The 25,242-nt window shown below is 64.9% G+C and carries 22 protein-coding genes and 2 pseudogenes; 14 read left to right on the top strand and 10 right to left on the bottom strand.

Annotation, left to right across the window (positions count from 1 at the left end):
- Both VKI00_RS25215 and VKI00_RS25210 read right to left on the bottom strand, forming a co-directional pair.
- The coding region (locus VKI00_RS25215) for a PPE family protein (protein WP_324443222.1) at nt 1-369 on the bottom strand (369 nt) is incomplete at its 3' end.
- Nucleotides 370-400: 31 nt separating this feature from the next.
- A complete protein-coding gene (locus VKI00_RS25210; protein ID WP_324443221.1) occupies nt 401-709 on the bottom strand; it encodes a PE family protein in 309 nt (102 codons plus the stop codon).
- A 324-nt stretch (nt 710-1,033) separates the two neighbouring features.
- Here VKI00_RS25210 and VKI00_RS25205 point away from each other — a divergent pair, with 324 nt between their 5' ends.
- The 11 genes from VKI00_RS25205 to VKI00_RS25155 all read left to right on the top strand — a co-directional run bounded on the left by VKI00_RS25205 (nt 1,034) and on the right by VKI00_RS25155 (nt 17,468).
- Nucleotides 1,034-1,807, top strand: coding sequence for a response regulator transcription factor (locus tag VKI00_RS25205; protein WP_414687287.1), 774 nt, complete (start codon nt 1,034-1,036; stop codon nt 1,805-1,807).
- A gap of 60 nt (nt 1,808-1,867) precedes the next feature.
- Complete coding sequence (locus VKI00_RS25200; RefSeq protein ID WP_324443219.1) at nt 1,868-3,415, top strand: HAMP domain-containing sensor histidine kinase; 1,548 nt, start codon at nt 1,868-1,870, stop codon at nt 3,413-3,415.
- A 312-nt stretch (nt 3,416-3,727) separates the two neighbouring features.
- Nucleotides 3,728-3,817 carry a K(+)-transporting ATPase subunit F gene (kdpF, locus tag VKI00_RS25195; protein WP_324443218.1) on the top strand — a complete coding sequence of 30 codons (90 nt, stop codon included), beginning with the start codon at nt 3,728-3,730 and terminating at the stop codon, nt 3,815-3,817.
- A complete protein-coding gene (kdpA, locus tag VKI00_RS25190; protein WP_324443217.1) occupies nt 3,818-5,488 on the top strand; it encodes a potassium-transporting ATPase subunit KdpA in 1,671 nt (556 codons plus the stop codon).
- A gap of 1 nt (nt 5,489) precedes the next feature.
- Nucleotides 5,490-7,667, top strand: a complete 2,178-nt coding sequence (gene kdpB / locus VKI00_RS25185) for a potassium-transporting ATPase subunit KdpB (protein WP_324443216.1) — start codon at nt 5,490-5,492, stop codon at nt 7,665-7,667.
- 1 nt (nt 7,668) lies between these two features.
- Nucleotides 7,669-8,604 (top strand): potassium-transporting ATPase subunit C, encoded by a 936-nt coding sequence (locus tag VKI00_RS25180; RefSeq protein WP_324443215.1) that lies wholly within the window; start codon nt 7,669-7,671, stop codon nt 8,602-8,604.
- A 136-nt stretch (nt 8,605-8,740) separates the two neighbouring features.
- Nucleotides 8,741-11,239, top strand: a complete 2,499-nt coding sequence (locus tag VKI00_RS25175) for a sensor histidine kinase KdpD (RefSeq protein WP_324443223.1) — start codon at nt 8,741-8,743, stop codon at nt 11,237-11,239.
- Complete coding sequence (locus tag VKI00_RS25170; RefSeq protein WP_324443214.1) at nt 11,236-11,916, top strand: response regulator; 681 nt, start codon at nt 11,236-11,238, stop codon at nt 11,914-11,916. The genes VKI00_RS25175 and VKI00_RS25170 overlap by 4 nt, the downstream gene beginning before the upstream one ends.
- A gap of 234 nt (nt 11,917-12,150) precedes the next feature.
- Complete coding sequence (locus tag VKI00_RS25165; RefSeq protein WP_324443213.1) at nt 12,151-13,959, top strand: NAD-binding protein; 1,809 nt, start codon at nt 12,151-12,153, stop codon at nt 13,957-13,959.
- A 636-nt stretch (nt 13,960-14,595) separates the two neighbouring features.
- On the top strand, nt 14,596-16,023 hold the full coding sequence (locus tag VKI00_RS25160; RefSeq protein WP_324443212.1) for a PPE family protein, SVP subgroup: 1,428 nt from the start codon (nt 14,596-14,598) through the stop codon (nt 16,021-16,023).
- 56 nt (nt 16,024-16,079) lie between these two features.
- A complete protein-coding gene (locus tag VKI00_RS25155) occupies nt 16,080-17,468 on the top strand; it encodes a PPE family protein, SVP subgroup (protein WP_324443211.1) in 1,389 nt (462 codons plus the stop codon).
- Nucleotides 17,469-17,489: 21 nt separating this feature from the next.
- Here the strand turns inward: VKI00_RS25155 and VKI00_RS25150 are convergent, their stop codons facing one another.
- From VKI00_RS25150 to VKI00_RS25130, 5 genes are read right to left on the bottom strand one after another with little or no spacing between them, the layout of a single operon-like run.
- A complete protein-coding gene (locus VKI00_RS25150) occupies nt 17,490-18,431 on the bottom strand; it encodes a Ppx/GppA phosphatase family protein (protein WP_324443210.1) in 942 nt (313 codons plus the stop codon).
- Between the two features lie 49 nt (nt 18,432-18,480).
- On the bottom strand, nt 18,481-18,972 hold the full coding sequence (locus VKI00_RS25145) for a DUF501 domain-containing protein (protein WP_324443209.1): 492 nt from the start codon (nt 18,970-18,972) through the stop codon (nt 18,481-18,483).
- Nucleotides 18,965-19,609 carry a septum formation initiator family protein gene (locus tag VKI00_RS25140; RefSeq protein ID WP_324443208.1) on the bottom strand — a complete coding sequence of 215 codons (645 nt, stop codon included), beginning with the start codon at nt 19,607-19,609 and terminating at the stop codon, nt 18,965-18,967. The genes VKI00_RS25145 and VKI00_RS25140 overlap by 8 nt, the downstream gene beginning before the upstream one ends.
- Nucleotides 19,610-19,621: 12 nt before the next feature.
- On the bottom strand, nt 19,622-20,911 hold the full coding sequence (eno, locus tag VKI00_RS25135) for a phosphopyruvate hydratase (RefSeq protein WP_324443207.1): 1,290 nt from the start codon (nt 20,909-20,911) through the stop codon (nt 19,622-19,624).
- Nucleotides 20,912-20,968: 57 nt separating this feature from the next.
- Complete coding sequence (locus VKI00_RS25130) at nt 20,969-21,700, bottom strand: lytic transglycosylase domain-containing protein (RefSeq protein WP_324443206.1); 732 nt, start codon at nt 21,698-21,700, stop codon at nt 20,969-20,971.
- Nucleotides 21,701-21,905: 205 nt separating this feature from the next.
- Between VKI00_RS25130 and VKI00_RS25125 the strand changes: the two genes are divergently transcribed.
- Both VKI00_RS25125 and VKI00_RS25120 read left to right on the top strand, forming a co-directional pair.
- The gene (locus tag VKI00_RS25125) at nt 21,906-22,673 is read left to right on the top strand and encodes an SDR family oxidoreductase (RefSeq protein WP_324443205.1); all 768 of its coding nucleotides are present in this window, start codon (nt 21,906-21,908) and stop codon (nt 22,671-22,673) included.
- Nucleotides 22,674-22,778: 105 nt separating this feature from the next.
- Nucleotides 22,779-23,087 (top strand): hypothetical protein, encoded by a 309-nt coding sequence (locus VKI00_RS25120; RefSeq protein WP_324443204.1) that lies wholly within the window; start codon nt 22,779-22,781, stop codon nt 23,085-23,087.
- Nucleotides 23,088-23,089: 2 nt separating this feature from the next.
- Here VKI00_RS25120 and VKI00_RS25115 read toward each other — a convergent pair whose 3' ends face one another.
- Together VKI00_RS25115 and VKI00_RS25110 are read right to left on the bottom strand one after the other, a co-directional pair.
- Nucleotides 23,090-23,629, bottom strand: a complete 540-nt coding sequence (locus VKI00_RS25115) for a cyanamide hydratase (RefSeq protein ID WP_324443203.1) — start codon at nt 23,627-23,629, stop codon at nt 23,090-23,092.
- 303 nt (nt 23,630-23,932) lie between these two features.
- The gene (locus tag VKI00_RS25110; protein ID WP_324443202.1) at nt 23,933-24,211 is read right to left on the bottom strand and encodes a hypothetical protein; all 279 of its coding nucleotides are present in this window, start codon (nt 24,209-24,211) and stop codon (nt 23,933-23,935) included.
- Nucleotides 24,212-24,433: 222 nt separating this feature from the next.
- On the opposite strand from VKI00_RS25110, the pseudogene VKI00_RS25105 reads away from it, so the two are divergent.
- Nucleotides 24,434-24,718 (top strand): annotated as a pseudogene (locus VKI00_RS25105) (trimeric intracellular cation channel family protein); the annotation flags it as partial.
- 109 nt (nt 24,719-24,827) lie between these two features.
- Here VKI00_RS25105 and VKI00_RS25100 read toward each other — a convergent pair.
- Nucleotides 24,828-25,242: pseudogene (locus tag VKI00_RS25100) on the bottom strand (aminobenzoate oxygenase); the annotation flags it as partial.

Genomic DNA, 25,242 nt, shown 5'->3' with positions numbered 1-25,242 from the left:
CGTCGCGATCAGCGCCATCAGCTGAGCCCGGTTAGCCGCGACCACCGCGGGTGGCACCGTCATCCCAAATGCCGCCTCGTAGGCAGCGGCCGCCGCCCTGGCCTGGTTCGCCACTTGCTCAACCTGAGTTGCGGTTGCGGTCATCCAGGTCAAATACGGTGCAACCGCGGCGGCCATCGACGCCGACGCCGCGCCGTGCCAAGACTCACCGGTGAGGCCGGAAACCACCGATCCGGCGGCGGCTGCCGTTGACTGCAGCTCAGCCGCCAGCCCGTCCCAGGCTCCCGCAGCGACCAGCATCGACCCGGCCCCGGGACCGGCGTACATGCGACCCGAGTTGATCTCCGGAGGAAACGCCCCGAAGTCCATTGCTTTACCCTTCTTCCCTTCCGCCGTCGAGTCAGCCGGCGGCGATCGCGTTGGCGACTTCGGTGGCCGCGTAGGACGCGGCGTTGGTCTGCAGTGTGCTGACCAGCAACGAATGAATGGCGTCGGCGGCAGCGCTAATGGCCTGGTAACTGCCCGCGTGCGCGGCGAACTGCGCCGCCGTCAGCGCCGACACCTCGTCAGCGGCCGCGGGGACGACGCCGCCGGTCGGCGCCGATGCTGCGTCATTTGCGGCAGTCATCGCCGAACCGATACCAGCAAGATCGCTCGCCGCGGACGACAGCACCTCGGGATGCGTTGTCACGAAAGACGATAAAAACATTGGTTTCTCCAAAGATTTGTTACAAAGTGCCGCACTCAGCGTTGTGGCAGCGGCTTTTCAGTTGAACTTGTTACGGCAGAGTTACGTAAAAGTGTTTACACACAATCGGTTAGCGATGTAGCCTCACTTTTGGCCTGCCAGCTCCTTGTCAACGGTTCTGCTACACAGTGTTTTTGGTGTATAGCTGCAGCGCAAGCTGGCTGGCGGGATGCATAGAAAACGCATATCTGACGGCGTGAGCCAAATCTCAGCGGTCGGCCGACACATTTGAGAACGCTATGAGCTTCGTGACAATGGCGTGTGAGCCAGGGATAATAGAGGCGCATGGCGATAATGTCGGCTTCCGTGGGTGAACAGCGGCCACGTCAGGCAATCCTGGGTCAGCTGCCACGCATCACCCGTGCCGATGGCTCACCAATCCGGGTCTTGCTCGTCGACGACGAACCGGCATTGACCAACCTGGTCAAGATGGCGCTGCATTACGAAGGCTGGACCGTCGAGGTTGCTCACAACGGTCGGGAGGCCGTGACGAAGTTCGACGAAGTCGGCCCCGACGTGCTTGTCCTGGACATCATGCTTCCCGATGTAGACGGCCTGCAAATCCTGCAACGGGTCCGGGAGGCGGACGCCTACACCCCGACCCTCTTCCTCACCGCGCGCGACTCGGTCATGGACCGGGTCACCGGCCTGACGGCGGGCGCCGACGACTACATGACCAAGCCGTTCAGCCTCGAAGAGTTGGTCGCGCGATTGCGCGGACTGCTGCGGCGCTCCAATTACCTGGAAGCACCCGCGGAGGAGGGTCTCAAGGTCGGCGACCTCACGCTCGATGGCGCCAGCCACGAAGTCGCGCGCGCCGGCAAACCCATTCCCCTTACCTCAACCGAGTTCGAACTGCTGCGCTTCCTGATGCGCAATCCGGGCCGCGCGCTGACGCGTACCGAGATCCTGGACCGCGTCTGGAATTACGACTTCGCAGGCCGTACCAGCATCGTCGATCTGTATATCTCATATCTGCGAAAGAAGATCGACGCCGGCAGGGAGCCGATGATCCACACCGTCCGCGGTGTTGGATACATGCTGCGACCGCCGAAATGACCCCGAAATGACCCGCGCCGGCGACGATGCAGAGCGCAGCGATGAGGAGAAGCGGCGCAAATGACCAGGGCTTCAACGGGGCCCTGGTGGCGGCCACGTACCTTACGCCGTCAGCTGGTCCTGGGGGTTTTGGCCGTGGTCACGGTTGTCGTGCTGGTGGTCGGCGTCGTCACCACGGTGAGCTTTCGCAGCTACGTCAACGCGATCAACGACGCGGAAGTTTCCGAATCGCTTGACGCACTAGACCATTCGTTCACCAGGTACCGCCGCGGCGAATCGTCACATCACGGTGATATCGCACACGTGATGCTGGAATTCACCGGGCAGAACACGGGCAACGTCATCGCTGTGCTGCACAACGGCGAGGTGATCGGCTCGGCGGTGTTTTTCGAAGACGAAACTCGCCCAGCCCCGCCAGATGTCGTCGCCGCCATCAAGGCGCAGCCCTGGCAGGACGACCGGCTACGGACCGTGACGCTGGGTAGCCTGGGTTCATTCCGGGTCGACAGCCAAACCGCCGGTCCCGAAGACCGCCTCGTCGTCGGGGTCTCGCTAGAACTGGCAAACCGGCTCATTGCCCGCCGAATCATCAGCGCCATAACGCTTTTGATTGCCGCAATGTTGGTAACAGCGGGCCTCACGATGCTGGTGGTCACCTACGCGCTGCGACCCTTGCGCAGGGTTGCCGCGACAGCAGCCGAGGTCGCCGGCACGCCACTCATCGGCGACGACCATCACATCACCGCCAGAGTGCAACCGGAGGACACCGATCCGGACACCGAGGTGGGGATCGTCGGGCACACCTTGAACCGATTGCTCGACAACGTGGATAGCGCGCTCGCGCACCGCTCCGAATCCGACCGGCGGATGCGGCAATTCCTCACCGATGCCAGCCACGAACTGCGCACCCCGCTGTCATCGATCCAGGGCTACTCCGAGCTCACCCGCCAGGACAGCGCCGCGCTGCCGCCCACCACGGAATACGCGCTGGCCCGTATCGAGTCGGAAGCCCGACGGATGACGTCGCTCGTCGACGAGCTGTTGCTGCTCTCGCGCCTGGGCGAGGGTCAGGACCTGCGCACCGAAGACGTTGACCTGGCCGACCTCGTCCTCAACGCGGTCAACGATGCCGCGGTGGCGGCGCCCACCCATCACTGGGTCAAGGACCTGCCCGACGAGCCGGTCTGGGTGCGCGGGGATCCCGACCGCCTCCACCAACTCGTCAGCAATCTGCTGACCAACGGCTGGGTTCATACCCCGCCCGGAGTGACCGTGACGACGGCGATCGCCTGCCACCGGTCCGGCAACGGTGAGCCATACGCCGAGTTAACGGTTGCCGACAATGGGCCAAATATCGACTCGGATCTGCTCCCACACCTGTTCGAGCGATTCGTGCGCGCAAAGAACTCACGATCCGACGGGTCCGGAAACGGATTAGGTCTCGCCATTGTCGACTCGATCGTCAAGGCCCATCAGGGCTCGGTTACCGCCGAATCCGCCAACGGTCAAACCACTTTTCGGGTGCGGCTACCCGTGGTTGAGGAGCAGATCACAGCCGCCGCAGCAAAGACCACGCAGCCCGCAGTCGACAGCTCGGATAGGCCGTAACCTCAGACAACCGCTGGTCTGGGGTCTAACCCGAACGCAGCAGGCTAAGCGCGTCCCCGATCCGCAAACCCATGGCCTCCGGCCCGCCGTAAAGAAAACGTTAACGGCAGAGCTTTATCCAGTCACGAAGCCTAATTTCGTTCCTGGTCCTCGCCGCGGAGGACTAAATTCCATGCTGGTAGCCAAAATCGATCGACATCGAACTGACCGGCTGGTCACGAACGGAGGAACTATGTCCGTGGTTGCCTACGTCCTACTGACGGTGGCAGTCTTCGCCGTCCTCGGCCTTGCGCAAAAGCTGGTCGAGAAGCTATGAGCTACGACAACATCGTCGGCCTCGCACTCTCAGCGATGTTGGCGGTCTACCTAGCCGCGGCCTTGCTTTTTCCGGAAAGGTTTTAGGTGAGCACATCTGCCGCGGGGATCGCATTCCTCGCTTTGCTCGTGCTGGCATTGGTGGCGGTTCACATACCGCTGGGCGACTACATGTACCGCGTCTACACGTCGCCGCGGGACTGGCGAGTCGAGAAAGCCATCTACCGCGTCATCGGCGCGGACCCCAAAGCCCAACAGCCCTGGTACGCCTACGCCCGCAGCGTCCTGGCGTTCTCGGCAATCAGCGTGCTGTTCCTGTTCTTCTTCCAGCTGGTGCAGGACAAGTTGCCGCTGCACCTGCACAATCCGGCGACGCCGATGACGCCCGCGCTGGCCTGGAACACCGCGATCAGCTTCGTGACCAACACCAACTGGCAGGCGTACTCGGGCGAGTCGACCCAGGGCCACCTAGTACAGATGGCCGGCCTCGCCGTGCAGAACTTCGTCTCCGCCGCGGTCGGCATGGCCGTCGCGGTGGCCTTGGTCCGCGGCTTCGCGCGAATCAAGAGCAATGAGCTGGGCAACTTCTGGGTGGACATGGTCCGGGGCACGATGCGCATCCTGTTGCCAATCTCGATCATCGGCGCGATCGTGCTGCTCGCCGGCGGTGCAATACAGAACTTCCACCTGCACGACCAGGTCGTGACCACGCTGAGCGGCGCGCAACAAACCATCACCGGCGGGCCGGTCGCCAGCCAGGAAGTCATCAAAGAACTCGGCACCAACGGCGGCGGCTTCTACAACGCCAACTCCGCGCATCCATTTGAGAACCCGACCGCCTGGACAAACTGGGTCGAGATCTTCCTGCTGCTGGCTATCAGCTTCTCGCTGCCGCGCACCTTCGGCCGCATAGTCGAAAGCAAAAAGCAGGGCTACGCGATCGCCGCGATCATGGGTGTCCTCGCCGCGATCAGCTGGACCATCATGATGTGGATGCAGCTGCAACACCACGGCACGGTGCCGGGCGCGGTCGGGGCGGCCATGGAAGGCGTGGATCAACGCTTCGGTGTTCCCGACTCGTCAGTGTTCGCCGTGTCGACCACGCTGACCTCTTGTGGTGCCGTCGACTCGTTCCACGATTCGTACACCAGCCTCGGCGGGTTGATGGCGATCTTCAACATGCAGCTGGGTGAGGTGGCGCCCGGCGGCACCGGATCTGGCCTGTACGGCATGCTGATCCTGGCTGTAATCACGGTGTTCGTCGCCGGGCTGATGGTCGGGCGCACGCCGGAGTACCTCGGCAAGAAGATCAACCCCCGTGAGATCAAGCTCGCCGCAAGCTATTTCCTGGTCACTCCGCTGCTCGTGCTGGTTGGCACCGCCATCGCGATGGCGCTGCCGGGCGAACGCGCGAGCATGCTCAACACTGGACCGCACGGGCTGTCGGAGGTGCTGTACGCGTTCACCTCCGGCGCCAACAACAACGGCTCGGCTTTCGCGGGCATCAACGCCAACACCGTGTGGTACAACACCGCGATCGGACTGGCGATGGTGATTGGCCGGTTCCTGCCAATCGTGTTGGCGCTCGCGTTGGCCGGCTCGCTGGCCCGCCAAGGTCATACGCCGGAGTCCCCCGGGACACTGCCCACCCATCGGCCGCAGTTCGTCGCAATGGTCGTCGGCGTCACGGTGATTCTTGTTGCCCTCACTTTCCTGCCCATGTGGGCACTCGGGCCCCTCGCTGAAGGAATTCACTGAAATGCCAACCTCTACGGCTTTGAAAGCCCGTTCCGCCCGTTCATCGCGGGACCACCACCGCGGCCACGCGCCGGGCGGGCGGGTTGAGGGCGGAACGCTCGACCCCGCGCTGCTGACCAAATCGCTGCCCGACGCGTTGCGCAAGCTCGACCCACGCACCCTGTGGCGCAACCCGGTGATGTTCATCGTCGAGATCGGCGCCGTCTGGTCGACCGTGCTGACGATCCGCGACTCGTCATGGTTCGGCTGGCTCATCGTGTTCTGGCTCTGGCTGACAGTGCTTTTCGGCAACCTCGCCGAGGCTGTCGCTGAAGGACGAGGCAAAGCCCAGGCCGACACGCTGCGCAAATCGAAGGCCGACACCATCGCGCGCCGGTTACACGGCTGGTCGCCGGATACCCCCGGCACCGAGGAGGACGTCCGGGCTCCTGAACTCCAGAAGGGCGACATCGTCGTCGTGGAGGCCGGCGAAATCATCCCGGGCGACGGCGAGATCGTGGAAGGCATTGCGTCGGTTAACGAATCGGCCATCACCGGCGAATCAGCGCCGGTGATCCGGGAGTCCGGCGGCGACCGCTCCGCGGTCACCGGTGGCACCACCGTGCTCTCGGACCGCATCGTGGTCAAGATCACCCAAGAGCCGGGCAAAAGCTTCATCGACCGGATGATCGCGCTCGTCGAGGGCGCCAACCGGCAGAAGACACCGAACGAGATCGCGCTGAACATTCTGCTGGCAGCGCTGACCATCATCTTCGTCTTCGCGGTGGCGACGCTGCAGCCGCTGGCGATTTACTCCAAGGTCAACAACCCCGGTGTGGCCAACACCTCCGCCCTCACCGACGACGGCGTCACCGGCGTCGTATTGGTGGCTCTGCTGGTGTGCCTGATCCCCACCACCATCGGCGCGTTGCTGTCGGCGATCGGCATCGCCGGTATGGACCGACTGGTCCAGCGCAACGTGCTGGCCATGTCGGGCCGCGCGGTCGAAGCTGCCGGCGACGTCAACACCTTGCTGCTGGACAAGACCGGCACGATCACACTGGGCAACCGGGAGGCATCCGAATTCATCCCGGTGAAGGGGGTCACCTCCGAGGATCTGGCGGACGCCGCACAGCTGTCCAGCCTGGCCGACGAAACCCCCGAGGGCCGCTCGATCGTCGTCTACGCGAAGCAGGCCTACGGCCTGCGAGAGCGCTCGCCCGGCGAACTCAGCCACGCCCACTGGGTCGAGTTCACCGCGACGACAAGGATGTCGGGCGTCAACCTCGACGGACGACAGCTGCGCAAAGGCGCGGCCAACTCCGTCGCCAACTGGATTCGTGAGCAGGGCGGTGCCATTCCCGACAGCCTCGGCGAAATCGTCGACGGCATCTCGGCCGCCGGCGGAACCCCGCTGGTCGTCGGCGTGGTCACCAAGGGCGACGACGGCGATAAAGCCGACGTGCTCGGCGTCATCCACCTCAAGGATGTGGTCAAGCACGGCATGCGTGCCCGTTTCGACGAGATGCGCAAGATGGGCATCCGGACGGTGATGATCACCGGCGACAACCCGCTGACCGCCAAGGCGATCTCCGAAGAGGCCGGGGTCGACGACTTCCTCGCTGAAGCCACACCTGAAGACAAAATGATCTTGATCAAGCGCGAGCAGGAGGGTGGCAGGCTGGTCGCGATGACCGGAGACGGCACCAACGACGCACCGGCATTGGCTCAGGCCGACGTTGGGGTGGCGATGAACAGCGGCACCAGCGCGGCCAAAGAGGCCGGTAACATGGTCGACCTGGACTCCGACCCCACCAAGCTCATCGAGATCGTGGAAATCGGAAAGCAGCTGCTGATCACGCGTGGCGCGTTGACCACCTTCTCGATCGCCAACGACATCGCCAAATATTTCGCGATCATCCCGGCCATGTTCGTGGCGCTGTTCCCGGGACTGGACCTGATCAACGTGATGCGGCTACACAGCCCGCAGTCCGCGATCCTTTCCGCGGTGATCTTCAACGCGGTGATCATCGTGGCGCTGATTCCGTTGGCACTGCGCGGTGTGCAATATACACCGAGCAGCGCATCAAAACTGTTGAGCCGCAACCTTTACATCTACGGGCTCGGTGGCATCGTCGCGCCGTTCGTCGGCATCAAACTGATCGACTTGGTCGTGCAATTTATCCCCGGGATGGGCTAATATGAACATTTCCAACCTGATTCGCCAACACTGGGCGGCGCTGCGTGCGCTGCTCGTGCTGACCGTGATCACCGGCTTCGTCTACCCCTTGGTCGTGTGGGGAGTCGCGTTCCTTCCCGGTTTGCACGCCAAGGCGGAAGGCTCGATAGTCAGCGTCTCCGGAAAGCCGGTCGGCAGCAAGCTGATTGGCCAGTCGTTCACCGATAAGGACGGCAACCCGCTGCCGCAGTACTTCCAGAGCAGGCCCTCGGCAGCCGGAGCAGGCTACGACCCATTGGCATCAAGCGCCAGCAACCTGGGTCCGGAAAGCATCGTCGACACGCCGGCCGATCCGGCCAAGCTGACCCCGGGTGCCGATCCTTCCACCGCCGGATTCAAGCCGAGCCTGCTGACTCAGGTGTGCTCGCGCAGCTTGGCGATCGGCCGGCTCGAGAAGGTCGACGGCTCACGCCCGTTCTGCACCGGTGGCGGGGTAGGCGCGGTGCTGTCGGTGATCGGGCCGCGGGATTCATCCGGCAACGTGATCCATCCAACCCAGGTGGTCAGCATCAACGAGCCCTGCTCGAAGCCCGGGAGCGCACCAACCTCGGTGTTCCAGCAATTCTATGAGGGTGTGCGGGTGGAATGCGCTCAGTACGGCCAGGACTACTCGGTCGGTCAGACCGTTCCGATCCGCGGCGCCGCCTCTGATCACCCGGCGGTACCCGCCGACGCCGTCACCGCCAGCGCCAGCGGCCTGGATCCGAATATCTCACCGGCTTACGCCGATATCCAGGTGGCCCGGGTGGCTCGCACACGCGGAATCAGTGCTGGCCAGGTGCGCGACGCGGTTCACGACAACCAGCACGGTCGTACGCTCGGCTTCGTCGGCGAACCGGTGGTTAACGTACTGCAGCTCAATCTCGAGTTGGACCGCAAGTACCCGGTGAAGTCTTGATCTTGGCGGTAGACCTGAACTCTTGACCTTTCCAGTAGATGATGTCCATGTGACTTCCGATGCGTCGGCCGCGGGGCCAGCAACTTACCCCGATGACCCGCTTGCCCAACGAGGGCAACCGCACAAACGTGGCGACCTGCGCATCTACCTTGGCGCGGCCCCCGGAGTCGGCAAGACCTGCGGGATGCTGGGTGAGGCGCATCGCAGGCTGGAGCGGGGCACCGACGTCGTCGCGGCGGTAGTGGAGACTCACGGCCGTAAAAAGGTCGCCGAGCTTATCGAAGGCATCGAAGTCATTCCGCCGCAGTACATCTCCTACCGCGGAACCCTGTTCCCGGAACTCGATGTCGAGGCGGTGTTGCGACGTCGGCCGGAAGTGGCGCTGGTCGACGAATATGCGCATAGCAATATCCCGGGCAGTGTCAATTCCAAGCGGTGGCAAGACATCGAAACGCTGCTTGACGCCGGAATCACCGTGATCTCGACGCTCAACATCCAGCACCTGGAGAGCCTCAACGACGTCGTCGCCCAGATCACCGGCGTCGAGCAGCGCGAAACCGTGCCCGACGAAATCGTCCGAAAAGCAGCTCAGATCGAGTTGGTGGACATCACACCGGAGGCTTTGCGGCGCAGGCTCGCCCATGGCAACGTCTACCCGCCGGAGCGGATCGATGCCGCGCTGTCCAACTACTTTCGCACCGGCAACCTGACGGCGCTACGTGAAATCGCGCTGCTGTGGCTTGCTGATCAGGTCGATGCGGCGCTGGCGAAATATCGTGCCGACAAGAAGATTAAGGACACCTGGGAAGCCCGCGAGCGCGTGGTCGTGGCAGTGACCGGCGGCCCCGAATCGGAAACGTTGGTGCGCCGCGCCTCCCGCATCGCATCGAGGTCAGGCGCCCAACTCATGGTGGTGCACGTCGTCCGCGGCGACGGACTCTCGGCCGTGTCCCCACGCGAAATGGGCAAGGTGCGCGAACTCGCCGCCAGCCTCGGAGCAACGGTTCACCTGGTGGTCGGCGACGACGTGCCGACCGCACTGCTCGACTTCGCCCGCGAGACAAACACCACTCAGCTAGTGCTCGGCAGCTCCCGACGGTCGCGGTGGGCGAGGATGTTCAGCGAGGGAATCGGCGCCGCCACCATCAACGCCTCCGGGAAAATCGACGTCCACATGGTCACCCACGAGCAGGCCAATCGGGGCTTACAGTTCGCGTCGATTTCGCCACGCGCTCGCCAAATCGCGTCCTGGGCGGCCGCCCTCACTGTGCCGTGGGCGATCTTGGCGATCACGACACGCTGGTTGGACCCGATGTTGGACGTCGGCGGAAAGACCACAATCTTCTTTGCCGGTGTGATTGCCGTCGCGATGTTCGGCGGTGTGGCACCGGCCGTGCTGTCAGGCATGCTGTCCGGGGCGCTGTTGGTCTATTTCATCGCCGAACCGCGATACTCCTTCGCCGTCGCCGACCCCAGCAACGCCGTCACCATTGTGGTTTTGCTGGGGGTCGCGATGGCGATCGCCGTATTGGTGGATGCTGCTGCCAGCCGTGCCCGCGAAGCCAGGCGGGCGACCCAGGAGGCGGAGTTGCTGGCGCTGTTCGCCGGGTCGGTGCTGCGCGGCGCCGATCTCACCACGCTGCTGGAGCGGGTACGAGAGGCATACTCCCAGCGCGCGGTGTGCCTGGTGCGTGAGCTCGGCGGTCGCCTGGTGCCGGTCGCAAGTGTGGGCAAAGACCCCTGCGTGACGGTGGATTCCGCCGACACCGCCGTGAAAGTGGGCGATGACGAATTCTGGCTGCTGATGTCCGGCCGCGCCTTGACCGGCCGCGACCGCAGAGTGCTGTCGGTGGTCGCCACGCAAGCCGCGGGTCTGGTCAAACAGGGTGAGCTCGCAGAAGAGGCCGGCAAGGTTCAGTCCCTCGCGGAGGCCGACGAGCTGCGTCGCCTGCTGCTCTCTGCCCTCGGCCACGATCTGCGGACTCCGCTGACCGCGGCCAAGGCAGCGGTATCCAGCCTGCGCGCTGAAGACGTCTGGTTCTCTCCCGAGGACACCTCCGAACTGCTTGCCACCGTTGAAGAGTCGATCGACCAGCTGTCCTCCCTGGTCGCCAACCTGCTGGACTCGTCTCGACTGGCCGCCGGTGTGGTCCGACCACAGCTCTCCGAGGTCTATCTCGAAGAAGTCGTCCAACGCGCGCTAGTCAGTATCGGCAAGCGGTCCACGGTCTTTGGCCGGGACAGCCTCGACAGGGTCAAGGTGGAGGTCGGCGGAACAGTCGCGATGGCCGACGCGGGTCTGCTGGAACGGGTGATGGCGAACCTCATCGACAACGGGCTGCGTTACGCGCCTGACAGCTTGGTGCGGATCAATGCGGGTCAGGTCGGGCCACGTGTACTGATCAACGTTGTCGACGAAGGACCAGGAGTCGAGAAAGGCGCCGCGGAGCAGATGTTCGATCCGTTCCAGCGGCTCGGCGATACCGACAACAGTACCGGCCTGGGCCTGGGCCTTTCGGTGGCCAAGGGGTTCGTCGAGGCGATGCGCGGCAGCATCCAAGCGACAGATACCCCTGGCGGCGGGTTGACCATTCTGGTGGACCTGGAGGCGCCCCCGGAGGTTCCAAGCTCATGACACGCGTCCTGGTGGCCGATGACGACCAGCAGCTTCTGCGGGCGCTGCGAATCAACCTGTCGGTGCGCGGCTACGAAGTGACCACTGCCGCAAGCGGATCGGCCGCACTGCGAGCCGCCGCCGACCAACACCCCGACGTGGTGATCCTGGACCTCGGTCTGCCCGACGTACCCGGTACCGAGGTCCTCGCCGGGCTGCGCGGCTGGATGAGCGCACCGGTGATCGTGCTGTCGGCGCGCACCGATTCCGCAGACAAGGTCGGGGCACTGGATGCGGGTGCGGACGACTACATCACGAAGCCGTTCGGCATGGACGAACTGCTCGCACGCCTGCGCGCCGCGGTCCGCCGCGCCGCCGTGTCGACAGACGGAGACGAGCCGGTTGTGGAAACCAGGTCATTCACTGTCGACCTGGCGGCAAAGAAGGTGACCAAGAATGGCGCGGAGGTCCACCTGACGCCCACGGAGTGGGGAATGTTGGAAATCCTGGTGCGCAACCGCGGCAAGCTGGTCGGGCGCGAGGACTTACTCAGAGAAGTCTGGGGGCCCAAGTACGCGAAGGAAACTCATTATCTGCGTGTCTATCTGGCACAGCTGCGACGCAAGCTGGAGGACGACCCATCGCGCCCCAACCACCTGCTGACCGAAGCGGGCATGGGCTATCGCTTCGAGGCGTGATTGAAATCGGATGAATCGCAGCGTTCGCGAACGATTCCAGCTTATCGCCGCCGTCGGCCAGTGAGCTTCGCATGACGAGTTGATCTCAGTGCCAGCAAAATTGGCTGGTGAGGCCAGACGAGATAAAGCCGTGGTGTAACCTTCAACGGTAACGACATCGGCAAAGCGGGTGTCTCCTCGCGCTCGGTCTTCGACTCGACCGCGATCAGGTATTCCCGAGTGGCGGATGAGAGCATGCAGCAGCACATCATTGTCAGCGGTGACGATGCGCTGGCCACCACGATCATCGACGAGCTCAAAAGGGCCGGCGCGCGTGTTGTCAAGCTGGACAATGCAGAGCTGGCCAACGTCGGCGTTGCCCGCGAGCTCGCCCGAGCCGAAGTCGCGCGCGCCGTCGCCGTTGTCTGCGCCGGGGATGACGACGCCACAAATCTCGAAATCGCGCTGCTGGCAAGGAGAGCCAACGCCAACGTGCGCGTGGTCGCGCGGCTGACCAACGACGTGCTGCGCGCCGCGGTAGCCGATGACAATGGGCCCGGCGGGATCTTCAACGTCGCCGAACTCGCGGCGCCGTCGGTCGTCGAGGCCTGCCTGAAGCACACCACCCACCTGTTCGAGGCCGCCGGCATCGAATTCGTCGCCTCCGGCAGCGAAGCACCCCGGGACGGGACGCTACGCGAGATCTATGGCGAATTGGCACCGGTAGCGATCATTCGGGGCGAGAACGCCCCCACCCCCGGTGAGGTGGTGGCATGCCCGACCCGGGATCAGCGGGTGCACGCCGGCGACTGGACGGTGACGATCGGGACCGTCGACGAGACGGCGGATCGCGGCATCAAGGTTCAACAGCCCACCGGAACGCGCGCACGGCGCCCCCGGTTGCGCCGAGCGCTCGATGCCGTCCGCGTGGTGCTCAATGACTTCAACCCGGCGTTTTATCCCGCGCTTGCCGCCGCAGCCGTTTTGCTAACCACCTCGATGATCGTGTTGCACTACAACTACCAGCGCCCGCGGATGTCGTGGATCGACGCGCTGTACTTCACCGTCGAGACGATCACGACCACGGGTTACGGCGACTTCAGCTTCGGCCATCAAGTGATATGGCTACGCCTGTTCGCCGCGATGTTGATGTTCAGTGGGGCGACCACCATTGCTTTGCTGGTCGCATTCATCGCCGACGTGCTGCTGTCGCAGCGCTTCGTTATCGCGGCCGCCCGCCCGCGGGTGCGCCATCTGCGCAATCACATCATCGTCGTCGGGCTGAGCGAGCTCGGGATCCGCGTCGTCACCGATCTGGTCAACACCGGACACGATGTCGCGGTGATCGAGCGCGACGAGGAGAACCGCTTCTTGTCCATGGCGCAAGAACTCGACGTGCCGGTGATCTTCGGGGACGCGACGCTACTCCAGACGCTGGAGTCAGCGCGGGTGGATCGGGCCCGTGCGGTGGCGGTGGTGACCCGCGACGACATGGTCAATATCGAGACCGGCATCGTGCTGGCCGAGATGTTAGGACCGCGGGTGCTGCCCGAGGTCAACCGGCGGGCCGAGGTTCCGCTGGTGCTGCGGGTATACGACCGCACTCTGGGCTTCGCGGTCGCTCAGCGGTTCGGGTTCGACAACGTTCGGTCCTCTGTCGAACTGGCCGCACCCTGGTTCATCGGCGCCGCCAGCGGCCTCGCGGTGCTGGGGACGTTCTCGGTCGGGCAGAGTTCGTTCATGGTCGGCGCAATGCGCGTGGCGCCCGGCAGCGACCTCGACGGCCTGCAGATGTCCGACCTGTCCACCCAAATCCGCGTGATCGCGTTCGACCGGCAGGATGACGCACCGCCCCAGCTGCGGCCACGCCGGGAGGACCGGCTTTACGCAGGTGACACGGTCTACCTGGTCGGCCCGTATCGGGAATTGCTGGGCACGTTGCGCAGGGGGCTGCCTCCCCGCCAGCCCGCCACCGGCGAGGAACAATCGCGCGACGGCCACGAAGCGCAGCCAGACAAAAAGGGGCGAGACGCCGACGTCAGCCGCGAAGCACGAGCCGGTTGAACTGGCCCCTGGCCCGGCTTGTGCTTACAGCCAACTCACAGGAGACCCTGCTTAAATCGGATCGGGCTCCAAACCAGGGGGCGAGAGCAATGTCACGGGACCGCCAGACTTTACTCGGCGGCCTGACAAATCGTTAAACCTGAGAAACACAAGTGATGGTCGTCACAAAAGGTCGTTAAGATAGCGTTAGTATTTTGGATACCTTCCGTTAAAAACTGATAATGGGGTTGCTCAGCGGCCGAGGCACTGTGCTGGTGGGCTCCCCAAACGACAACTTGATGTAACGAATTCGGCGGTTTGCCCGACCATTATCCGGAAAGGGAGGGCGATGCTTTCTGGGACCGATGAGCCCGAATGTCCGCAGCGGCAGCGGACGATTTCGCGAGGAATCGTTCGCGCGGTGGGCCGCGCGGATGCGGCTACCCGAACGCCGCTGGCGGTTCTGACCTCAGCTGACGACGCGCCGGATCGGCGAGCGACAAAAGCGTTGTCGCATGCCACCATTCACCGAGCGGTCGATGGCGCAGCCGGGGCTCGGTGCGGGTTGTTCGTATCCGCCACCCAGACCGATGTCGGGGCGTGCGGCGCTACCAACCGGGCCAACTCGACGGCGTTGACTAAAGGGGTGGCTTAGCAATGGATTTCGGGAGTTACCCGCCAGAGATCAACTCCGGTCGAATGTATGCCGGCGCCGGGGCGGCGCCAATGCTCACCGCCGCAGAGGCTTGGGCAGGATTGGCCGCCGAACTGCATTCGGCGGCCAACTCGTATCAATCGGTGGTTTCGGGACTGACCGCCGGGTCGTGGCTGGGGTCCTCATCGACGTCGATGGCCGCGGCAGCGGCGTCCTATGTGGCATGGCTGAATGCCACCGCCGCGCAGGCCGAGGAAACGGCCACCCAGGCCAAATCCGCAGCCGACGCCTACCAGACAGCGTTTGCGTCGACGGTGCCGCCGCCGATGGTCGCCGCCAACCGGAGTCAGCTGATGACGCTGGTGGCGACGAACCTGTTCGGCCGGAACACGCAAGCGATCGCGGCCAACGAGGCGCAGTACGCCGAGATGTGGGCTCAGGACGCGGCGGCGATGTACGGCTATGCAGCTTCGTCAGCATCCGCGACGTCGTTGACTCCGTTTACCCCACCACAGCAGAACACCAACCCGGGTGGGTCGACCGCCCAGGCGGCCGCGGCCAGCCAGGCCGCCGGCACCTCGGCCGGCAACGTGCAGAGCACGGTCTCTTCAATCCAGCAAGCGTTTTCGTCGGTACCCAGCGCGCTGACGAGTGCCGCAACGTCGGCAGCGGCGCCAGCGCAGACGGACCCGCTGAGCACGTTGAGCAACCTGATCAGCATCTTTCTCGACGCACCCGCATCCATCGCTACCTTCCTGGCCGACATACCATTCGGCGTTATCGGGGTGACGGCCCTTCCCCTGGACATCATCGGCGCCGGGACCGGTTTGCACACAGACGACATCGTCAGCGGTTGGAACGGGGAGAAGCCCTGGCCGGAGACCGGGTCGGCACCCGTAGAGGCGTTCCCGGCGCGGCTCCTGAATCTGCCACCGGGCACAATGCCGCCGCCCAGCCTCGCCGCCGGTCTGGGCGAAGCCAACACGATCGGCGCTTTGTCCGTGCCACCGACGTGGGCCGTCGCCACCCCGGCGGTACGCCCTATCTCCTACACACTGCCGTCACTGACGGAAACCACCGCCACCGCTACCGCCGCCCCAGCGGCAGAAGCCGGTTCGGGCAGCATGCTCAGCGAGATGGCCGTGGCGGGCATGGCCGGACGAGCCATGGCCGGAACCGTAGGCACCGGCGGCGGCCGGAATGCGGCCAAGGCGGCTAAAGGCGCATCTCCGAGGGCGCGCGCCGGCACTGCGGCGACCACCAAAGACAATGCGGGAACTGCTGACAAAGACGCAGCGCCGCAAGACAAACCCCGGGCCGTCGTCACCGGAGTCGCGGCCGAGTTACGCGAGTTCACCAAGCTCCGCGATGAAGGAATTCTCACCGACGAGGAATACACCGAGCAGAAGAACCGCCTGCTCGGTCGCTGAGCCGCTCGCCGCCGTGCGGCGGAAGCGCCGGTTGCCTGGAAGAGGAATGCGCAGCAATGGATTTCGGGATTTATCCGCCGGAGATCAACTCCGGCCGGATGTATACCGGTCCGGGATCAGGGCCGATGCTGGCCGCTGCGCAAGCCTGGGGCAGCTTGGCCGACGAGCTGTATACGGCGGCCAGCGGGTACCAGTCGGTCGTCTCCGAGCTGACTGACGGGGTTTGGTCGGGTCCGTCGTCATTGTCGATGTCGGCCGCGGCTGGGAGCTACGTCGAATGGCTCAGCGCGACCGCTGCACAAGCCGAACAGACTGCCGCCCAAGCCAGGGCGGCGGCCGCCGGTTACGAGGCGGCGTTCGCGATGACGGTGCCGCCGCCGGAGATCGCCGCCAATCGCAGCCTGCTGGCGGTGCTGGTGGCGACGAACTTCTTGGGGCAGAACACACCGGCGATCGCGGCCACCGAGGCGCTGTACGCCGAAATGTGGGCGCAGGACGCATTGGCGATGTATGGCTATGCGGGTTCGTCGGCAGCTGCGACCGTGCTGAGCCCGTTCACCTCACCGGATCAGAACACCGATCCGGGCGGAACGGCCAGCCAGGCTGCCGCAGTCAGCCAGGCCAGCGGCACCGCTGCCGGCAACGTGCAAGGCGCTATATCGACTGTGCCGCAGGCATTGTCGGCGGCAGCGGCACCGGCCCAGACCAGCCCGCTGGACACCCTGAGCAACCTGATCAGCGTATTTCTCAGTGCACCAAGCGATCTGGTTACCCTTTTCGGGATCGTTCCGATGGATGCCCTGTCTGGGCCGGTGGACCTTCCCATCGCCTATGTCGGCACTGTCGCCGGTCAGAACACAGATAACATGATCAGCGGCTGGGAAGGGCAGGTGCCCTGGCCAGGCACCGGCGGCGCGCCGGTACAGGCTTTTCCGGCGAGTCTTCAGAGCCTGCCCCCCGGCGGGGTTCCGGCACCGACGATGTCAGCCGCGCTTGGCGAAGCGAACATGGTTGGGGGACTGTCGGTCCCGTCGAGCTGGACCGTCGCCGCGCCCGAGATACGGTCCGTCGCACTGACGTCGCCGCTCACCGGCCCCGGCGCGGCAGCTGCGCCGGCGATGCAAGCTGGCTCGGCAAGCAGTTTCAATCAGATGGGACTGGCGGGTATGTCCGGGCAAGCCATGGCCGGCCCGCCAGTCGCAGACGACAGGCAGGACAGCGGCAAGCCGGTGACCCACGCCCGCCTGGCTGCCCGCGGTCCGGGCGGGGCGGTCGACGACGAGACCGAAGTGACGCCCGCGCCTCGAACCGTCGTCACCGGAGTCGCGAGCGCCATACGCGAAATCACCCAGCTCCGCGACGAGGGACGTCTGACCGAGGAGGAGTACAAAAAGCAGAAGAAGCATCTGCTCGAAATCTCGATCAGGCACCGCCCGTTGGGCTGAGCAGCCCTGCAGCCCGACCGATCAGTCGGCTATCGACAGCGCGATGCCGTCCAGGATGTCGTGCTCGCTGACGATCAATGCGTCGATGCCGGCGCGCTCACGCAACGCGAACGCCAGTTCCTCGATCACGATTGCACCGCCACCGATCACGTCGGCCCGTCCCTCGTGCATCGGTCCGAGCGCGGCGCGCTGTACGCGAGACATGGCGATCAATCCATCGCACACCTCGAGCAGTCGGTCCACGCCGACCCGCGAAAGATGAATGGCCGCAGAGTCATAGGTCGTCATATTTTGCGCGAGCGCCGCGATCGTCGTCATTGTGCCGGCCACACCAACCCAGGTCCGGGCTCGTTCCACCGGAACGACGCGCAGCGCTTCGCCGAGCCGTTCGCGAACCACCTCGCGGGCAGCCGCCACCTCGCCGGCCGTTGGCGGATCGGAATGCAGACATCGCTCGGTCAGCCGCACGCAGCCGATGTCGGCCGAGAAGCTCGCCTGCACTTTGGCTGTCCCGAGCACGATCTCGGTCGACCCGCCACCCAAGTCGACGATAACGAAAGACGCTGCGGCGGAGTCTAATTCGTTCACCGCTCCCCGGAAGGACAGCTCGGCCTCTTCGACGCCGGTGATCACCTCGGCGACCGCGCCGTCAACCACTGCGCCCAGCACATCGGCCGTCATCGCGAAGAAGACGTCCCGATTTGCGGCGTCGCGCGTGGCCGAGGTGGCGACCATGCGGATCCGATCGACGCCGTTCGCCGCGCACAGGGCGGCGTAGTCGACGAGCGCGGCGCGGGTGCGCTGCAAGGCATCCGGGGCGAACCGACCGGTCGCGTCGACGCCCTGTCCGAGCCTCACGATGCGCATCTCGCGATGCACGTCGCGCAATTGCCCGTCGTCCGCATCTGCGATCAGCAATCGAATCGAGTTGGTACCGCAGTCAATCGCCGCAACGCAGGTCATGTGCGCCGCTCCTCCTCATCGCTCCGCTCTGCATCGTCGCCGACGCGGCTCACGTCCACTCCCCCGGATCAAGAATGCCGGCCATCGACGGCTCAACCGCCAGCACCGCCAGCGCCTCGTCACCAAGCGGATTGGTTCCCCGACCCTTGGCCAGCGAGTGCGCAATCAGCACGTGCAGGCACTTGACCCGGCCCGGCATGCCACCGGCCGAAAACGTCGTTCCCAGTGGCTCGATAGCATCCCGCTCGGCCAGGTATGCCTCGTGAGCCCGTCGATAGCCGGCGGCCAGTTCGGGGTCACACCGCAGCCGCTGCGTCATATCCCGCATCATCCCGGTTGTCTCCAGCCTGCTCGCCGCGGCGGTGAGCACCGGGTGTGTCAGGTAGTACAATGTCGGAAACGGTGTTCCGTCAGGCAGTTTCGGCGCGGTCTGCACCACGCCGGGCTCACCGTTGGGACAGCGGTAGGCGATCTGAAGCACTCCACGCGGCTCGCGGCCGAGCTGGCGCGCCACCGCGTCGAGGTCGTCACGATCAACCACCGGGCGGTGGCGGATTCGGCGGGGCGGGCGCCGGCGGCGGAGCGGGGGCCGGTGTCGGCGGGCCGTGCGGGGTATCGGCGATGGTGTGCCACAGCGACGTGTACCACGGGTCGTTGGTGGCCGCGGGCGTCGGCAGGTTTCCCGGCTCCGTGGGTACGGCCGCCGACGGCGGAAGCTGGACCTGATACGGGATGTCGCCCGGCTTTACGAAGCCGAGCCGCTCTCGGGCTTGCGCCGCAATGTAAGCCGGGTCGCCAAGCTTGACCTTCTGCTGCTGGAGATCGGCGATCTGTTGTCGCAGGGCGGCTTCGGAGGCAGCCAGCTGTTTCATCTCGGTGCGCTGCGCGAAATAGGTGCGGACCGGGCCGGCGATGGTGAGCGTCAGGACGCAAACAACCGCCGCGAGGATCGCAGCCCGCCGCGCGGTCAGGCCGAGTCGTTGGTCGGACCGTTGCTCGGCCGACTCGACGATCGCGCGTTTGATGGGTTCGACGGGCTCCGGCATGGCGCGAGATGCATTCGGGCCCGGACGGGCTGCCGGCGCCTTGCGCGGCCGGCCCTGTTTCGAATCGCCGGCCCGGCCCGGGCGCGAGGCCGGTGAGCGCCGCTTCGGGTCTGGCCGTTTCGATTCGGACATGGTTCCTGCAGGCTATCCGGCTTCCGGCGCGTATCGGGGAAATGCCAGATCACCGGCGTAGCGCGCGGCGTCGCCGAGGGCTTCTTCGATCCGAAGCAGCTGGTTGTACTTCGCCACTCGTTCGCTGCGCGCCGGCGCACCGGTCTTGATCTGCCCGCAGCCGATGGCGACCGCGAGGTCAGCGATCGTGGTGTCCTCCGTCTCACCGCTGCGGTGGCTGATCATCGTGCGGTATCCGCTGTGGTGGGCCAGCGCCACGGCGTCAAGCGTCTCGGTCAACGTCCCGATCTGGTTGACCTTGACCAGCAACGCATTTGCCACACCCCGTTCGATGCCCTCCTCGAGCCGCTCGGGGTTGGTGACAAAGATGTCGTCGCCGACGATTTGCACCCGCTCGCCGATCGATGCCGTAAGGGCCACCCAACCATCCCAATCATCTTCGAACAGCGGGTCTTCGAGAGACACCAGCGGATAGGAACCGAGCAGATCGGCGTAGAACTCTGTCATCTGCGCGGCGGTGCGAGACTTGCCCTCGAAGGTGTAACCATTGGCGTCGTTGTGGAACTCGTTAGCCGCCGCGTCAATGGCCAACGCCACGTCGGCGCCTGGTTTGAAACCGGCGGATTCGATGGCCAGGCTGATCACGTCCAGCGCGGCCTTGGTCCCAGGCACGTCGGGAGCGAAGCCGCCTTCGTCACCGAGGCCGGTCGAGAGCCCCTGCTTCTTCAGCACCGCCTTGAGAGCGTGGTAGACCTCGGCGCCCCAGCGCAGCGCCTCGCAGAAGCTCGGCGCCCCGATCGGGGCCACCATGAACTCCTGGATGTCGACAGCGGTGTCCGCGTGGGCGCCGCCGTTGAGGATGTTCATCATCGGCACCGGCAGGATGTGCGCGTTGGGGCCGCCGAGATAGCGGAACAGCGGCAACTCGGCGGAGTCGGCGGCAGCCTTGCTGACCGCCAGGGATACCCCGAGGATGGCGTTGGCGCCTAGCCGAGACTTGTCCGGGGTGCCGTCGAGATCCAGCAGCGCCTGATCGACCAGGCGCTGATCGTCGGCGTTGAGTCCGATGACGGCTGGTGCGATTTCGTCGAGCACGGCCTGCACGGCCTTCTTCACGCCCTTGCCGCCGTAGCGCTCGCCGCCGTCACGCAGCTCGACGGCCTCATGCTCGCCGGTCGACGCGCCGGAGGGCACCGCGGCTCGTGTGAATGTCCCGTCGATGAGGGCCACCTCGACCTCGACCGTCGGATTGCCGCGCGAATCGAGGATCTCGCGGGCTCCGACCTGCTCGATAATCGGCACTGAGTTCTCCTTGCGTCGTCAGGGCTCCGTAATTGCCATCAGTAGCCTAGAGCCCGCTCAGAGCGGGTGACCCGCCGCATAGGCGGTAGCCCAGTCGCGCACGGCGCGGGCATACACGTCGGAGTTGTTGTATGCCCACAGCGCCGTTATCCACCCTCGCGGGGTGGCGAGATCCTTCCCGCGCCAACACAAATAACCCGCGGCTGACAGCGCGGCATCGTCGATGTTGTCCACGCTGACCGCGCCGTCGTTGTTGGCGTCGACCCCGTATTCCCGCCATGTCTCGGGGATGAACTGCATCGGCCCCATGGCCCGCACGGTGTTGGAGCCGTTGTCCATGCCGCCCATCTCGCTGTCGACGATGCGCACGGTGCCGTTAGTCCCGTCGAGCACCACACCCCTGATCGGGGGACGCACATCTCCGTTCGGATAAAGCGTCGCGCCGTGATAGGTGCCGTGGTGACTCTCGATTTCACCGATACCGGCCAGCGTGGTCCACGCGATGTGGCAGCTGGGATTTTCCACCTCAGCAACCCGCGCGGCGTACGCGTAGGCCTCCACCGCGGTGACGGGGATTCCCAGTGACGGCGCAAGAGCGCCCGCCCACACGTGCAGCTGATCGGCGGGCCGGCCCTTGGCGTGGGTGTCGACCTGCGGCACCGGAGGGCCGGGGGGCGGCGGCACGCCCTTCGGGATGTAGGGGCCCAGCTGCCAGCTACAACTCGATGCCAAGAGCAGCGCCGTCGCACCCACGACGGCGAGTGCCCGCAGCCAACGGACCGGCGACACAACACTCCCCTACACACAGGATTACCTGACCATGGTCCCACGGGAATCAACTACCTCCCCCGAGCCCACCCCCGCCGGGCCAGGCATACCCCCGTTGTCCAGGCACGATGATGTGCGCCACAGCCGCCACCGACCGGTCGATAGGGCGTGTCGAGAGGTTGGGAAAGGGCCATTGATCGTCAAACGACAGCGATAAAGTTCCCGGGTGAACGTGATGAATCTGTTCCGGCTGGATGGCAAGAACGCTCTGGTGACCGGCGCCTCCAGCGGTATCGGCAAGCAAGTGGCGCTGGCTTACGCGCAAGCCGGCGCGGCGGTGGCGATCGCGGCCCGACATGATGAGCCGCTGCAGGAAGTGGCCGCGGAGATCGCTGCCGGCGGCGGGAAGGCCGTCCCCATCACCTGCGATGTCACCCAGCCCGAGCTGGTGGCCGCCATGCTGAACCGGGTCACCGACGAGTTGGGCGGGATCGACATCGCGGTGTGCAACGCCGGGATCATCACCCTCAACAGCCTGCTGGACATGCCGCTAGAGGAGTTCCAGAGCATCCAGAACACCAACGTCAACGGCGTCTTTCTCACTGCACAGGCCGCGGCGAAGGCCATGGTCGCCCAGCAACGCGCCGGCACCATCATCACCACGGCGTCGATGTCGGGCCACATCGTCAACACCCCGCAGCAGGTCGGCCACTACTGCGCCTCAAAGGCAGCCGTCATCCACCTCACCAAGGCGATGGCCATGGAGTTCGCGCCCCACAACATCCGGGTCAACAGCGTCAGCCCCGGCTACATCCTCACCGAACTGGTCGAGCCCTACAGCGAGTACCACGCGTTGTGGGAACCCAAGATCCCGCTCGGACGCTTGGGCCAGCCCGAGGAACTCGTCGGCATCTACCTCTATCTCGCCAGCGACGCGTCGAGCTACATGACCGGTTCCGACATCGTGATCGACGGCGGCTACACCTGCTGGTGAGTGGCCAGGCACAAACGAAAACGCCCCCGGGCGATAAACCCGTCTTCAGCTTGTCAGGCTGGCGAGCAGACGCAGGCTTTCCTCGGATGGTGAACCGGGATCAGCGTGGTACGTGACGATCATCTGGCGACAGTCCCGTTGGATCGCACGCGGCTGCTGCGACGGGCGGCTGAGGCCGTCGTGGCGGGCGGCACGCTGGTGGTGGTGGATCATGGCGGGGCACCGCCGTGGGCGTCGAAGCTGGATCACCATCGCCATGAATTCCCGACCGCCGACGAAGTCGTGTCGTCGTTGAATCTCGATGACTCTCAATGGGATCGGATCAGGGTCGGAGCTGTCGAGCGCGACGCGCTCGGACCGGAGGGGCAGCAGGCGGTCCTCACCGACAACGTGATGGTTTTGCGGCGGCGTTAGACCTAGCCGTCGAGTGGGTCGGCCTTAATGCGATCGGCAGCATTGTTGGCAACCCTCGCGGCGGCGGCACTGTCCGGCTTGCGTCTCGCCTGGTCTTCGAAGCACGCCAGGAATTCGCTACCGAATCCTTGCCTGGGATATCGCGCGAGTGTCTGCGCCCTTGCCTCCGCCGGGAACTCTTCCGGTCGCCGCCCGACTACGTCCCAGCTCGTAGCGACCTGCAGCAGGTGGGACTCGGGGTCAGCGGTCGAAGAGACGTCGTCGCGCATGTGTAGCACGATGATCTCCGATGCCCTGGCCGCCCGATCAGCTGGCCAGCCGGCCGCTACCCCGAACAACCATGCTAGATCCCCGCCCGCCTCTTCAAAGGACACTCGGTGACTGTCGAATGGCTCGGTGAGAGCGATGTCGCGAAGCAGCGCCGAAACGTAATAGAGTTCGTCGTCGAAGGCGATGCCGCGCGCTGCGCCGTACATCGCTCCCGACAAATACGAACGGACGCAGTGGTTGAGTAACGCGGGCGAGTAGAAGCGGGCAGCCACTGAAAGCTGTCGCCGCCGGCGTCTGCGGAAACATGGCTATACGACGACTCTCTCACTCAATGCTTCTAGCAGCAGGCGTTGCGGCCGCACACGCGAAACACCCACGGCCAGTAGGACCGGGGGTGGTGGCCGGCGCGCTCGTCCTCGTCGGCAGGCTTGTCAACGATCGCGGTCTCGGTGGTGACGGATTGCAGCCCGCACATCGTCGTTAAGCGCCTAAGTAGTCGTCGATTCAACCGGTCTTGGTCGTAGCGCGTTGATAACGATGTCGCGACCAATAAGACGAAAACGTCGGGGCAGCCTTCATCTGGTGTCGGCGTTTCCGTCACCCGGTGTGAAGCCCGCCTGCCTGAGCAGTCGGCGCAGGTCAACGATCATCTGCTCGTCGATGTCTTTCCCGCGCGGCGCCTCGAGCACCTCGGTTCCGGGCCCCAACGTCACTTTTAATTTGCCGTTGCGCTCTTCGGTCGTCGTTCCGACGTAATCGAGCAGCGACAAAACCTCACGCCACTCGATATTGCCGCTGGTCGGATGGCTGAAGATCTTGGCGAGAGTATCCCGGTGATGACTACTGAGGTGCACGTCCCTGAGCCGTCCTGCCAAGCTAGATAGCGGAACTCGATCGTGTCACCCTTCGCGTCGAACAACAACACGATTTTGCCCTGTCTCATCTTTCCAAGGGATTGAGTCGGCCATCAGGCGGCGTGGTAACCGCGGACGACACCGGCAGGGCGTTCGTTATGTTTCGTTCTCATCCACGACTTCCGCGACAGCGCCCCACGGAGCTCTGACGAAGTATTCACCGGTGGTGGCACGATTCGGGACACACTCATCGGAAAGATTCCAACGGTGCTTCGCAGCGAGTTATATGCGATCCCCGCACTGGTCGCCGCAGCGATCACCGTCGCAGCTATGCGGATGGGTATTTACGGACTGCCGACCGCTCTGGGAGCCGCGGCGGTCTGCTTCGCTATCCGGATGCTCGGCGTCCAGTTCGGCCTGAACGCACCAACCCCATGTGGAGCTGTCGGCGACAACGCGGATTCTCCCGATTCGAATCCTCCGCCTTCCCCTCCCGACGGGCAATGATCTACCTGGCGAGCCAGGCGGCGGGAAACTGCCGCCTGCCGAACATCGCCCTGTTCAGTTCGTCGAGCAGTTCAGGTGCGCCGCCCGCCTCGACAAACCGGACATTGGGTTAGCCCGCGCCCGCCGCGATCACCTCGTCCACCTCGAGGGCCCGGTCGGCCATCTCGGCGTGTGCCTTCTCCAGCGCGTCTGCCTGATCCTCATCGGCCTTCATCAGCGCCTCGATGTCGAAGCCGGCCATGTCGAGCACACCCATGTCCCTGAAGGCCTTTTGCACCTTGTCGCCCCACAACCCGATGTCCTTGACGATCGGCACGATGCGGCTGAACAGGTGCGAGCGGAACTGGATCATCAGCGGCGACGTGTCGACCCACTCAGCACAGGCTTGGACGTCCATGCCGAGGGTCTCGAAGACCTCCTCGCCGCGGAACCGGTCGCGCATCAGGTAACAGGCGTCCACGACGAACTCTTCACGCTCTCCCCGCTCGGCCTCGGTCAGCGCGGAGTAGTAGTCCTTCAGCGAG

This window comes from Mycobacterium sp. (genome assembly GCF_035314665.1).
In the GTDB taxonomy this organism is placed as follows: domain Bacteria; phylum Actinomycetota; class Actinomycetes; order Mycobacteriales; family Mycobacteriaceae; genus Mycobacterium.
The sequence above is the reverse complement of the archived record's forward strand: the minus strand, read 5'-3'. Positions and strand labels throughout refer to the sequence as shown.

What these genes read in the sequence shown, in the direction of transcription:
- VKI00_RS25205 (WP_414687287.1), top strand. Translation starts at nt 1,034, where the DNA reads ATGGCGATAATGTCGGCTTCCGTGGGTGAACAGCGGCCACGTCAGGCA.
- VKI00_RS25200 (WP_324443219.1), top strand. Translation starts at nt 1,868, where the DNA reads ATGACCAGGGCTTCAACGGGGCCCTGGTGGCGGCCACGTACCTTACGC.
- VKI00_RS25150 (WP_324443210.1), bottom strand. Translation starts at nt 18,431, where the DNA reads ATGACCTGCGTTGCGGCGATTGACTGCGGTACCAACTCGATTCGATTG.
- VKI00_RS25165 (WP_324443213.1), top strand. Translation starts at nt 12,151, where the DNA reads ATGCAGCAGCACATCATTGTCAGCGGTGACGATGCGCTGGCCACCACG.
- VKI00_RS25210 (WP_324443221.1), bottom strand. Translation starts at nt 709, where the DNA reads ATGTTTTTATCGTCTTTCGTGACAACGCATCCCGAGGTGCTGTCGTCC.
- VKI00_RS25160 (WP_324443212.1), top strand. Translation starts at nt 14,596, where the DNA reads ATGGATTTCGGGAGTTACCCGCCAGAGATCAACTCCGGTCGAATGTAT.
- VKI00_RS25170 (WP_324443214.1), top strand. Translation starts at nt 11,236, where the DNA reads ATGACACGCGTCCTGGTGGCCGATGACGACCAGCAGCTTCTGCGGGCG.
- VKI00_RS25180 (WP_324443215.1), top strand. Translation starts at nt 7,669, where the DNA reads ATGAACATTTCCAACCTGATTCGCCAACACTGGGCGGCGCTGCGTGCG.
- kdpB (WP_324443216.1), top strand. Translation starts at nt 5,490, where the DNA reads ATGCCAACCTCTACGGCTTTGAAAGCCCGTTCCGCCCGTTCATCGCGG.
- VKI00_RS25155 (WP_324443211.1), top strand. Translation starts at nt 16,080, where the DNA reads ATGGATTTCGGGATTTATCCGCCGGAGATCAACTCCGGCCGGATGTAT.
- kdpF (WP_324443218.1), top strand. Translation starts at nt 3,728, where the DNA reads ATGAGCTACGACAACATCGTCGGCCTCGCACTCTCAGCGATGTTGGCG.
- VKI00_RS25140 (WP_324443208.1), bottom strand. Translation starts at nt 19,609, where the DNA reads ATGTCCGAATCGAAACGGCCAGACCCGAAGCGGCGCTCACCGGCCTCG.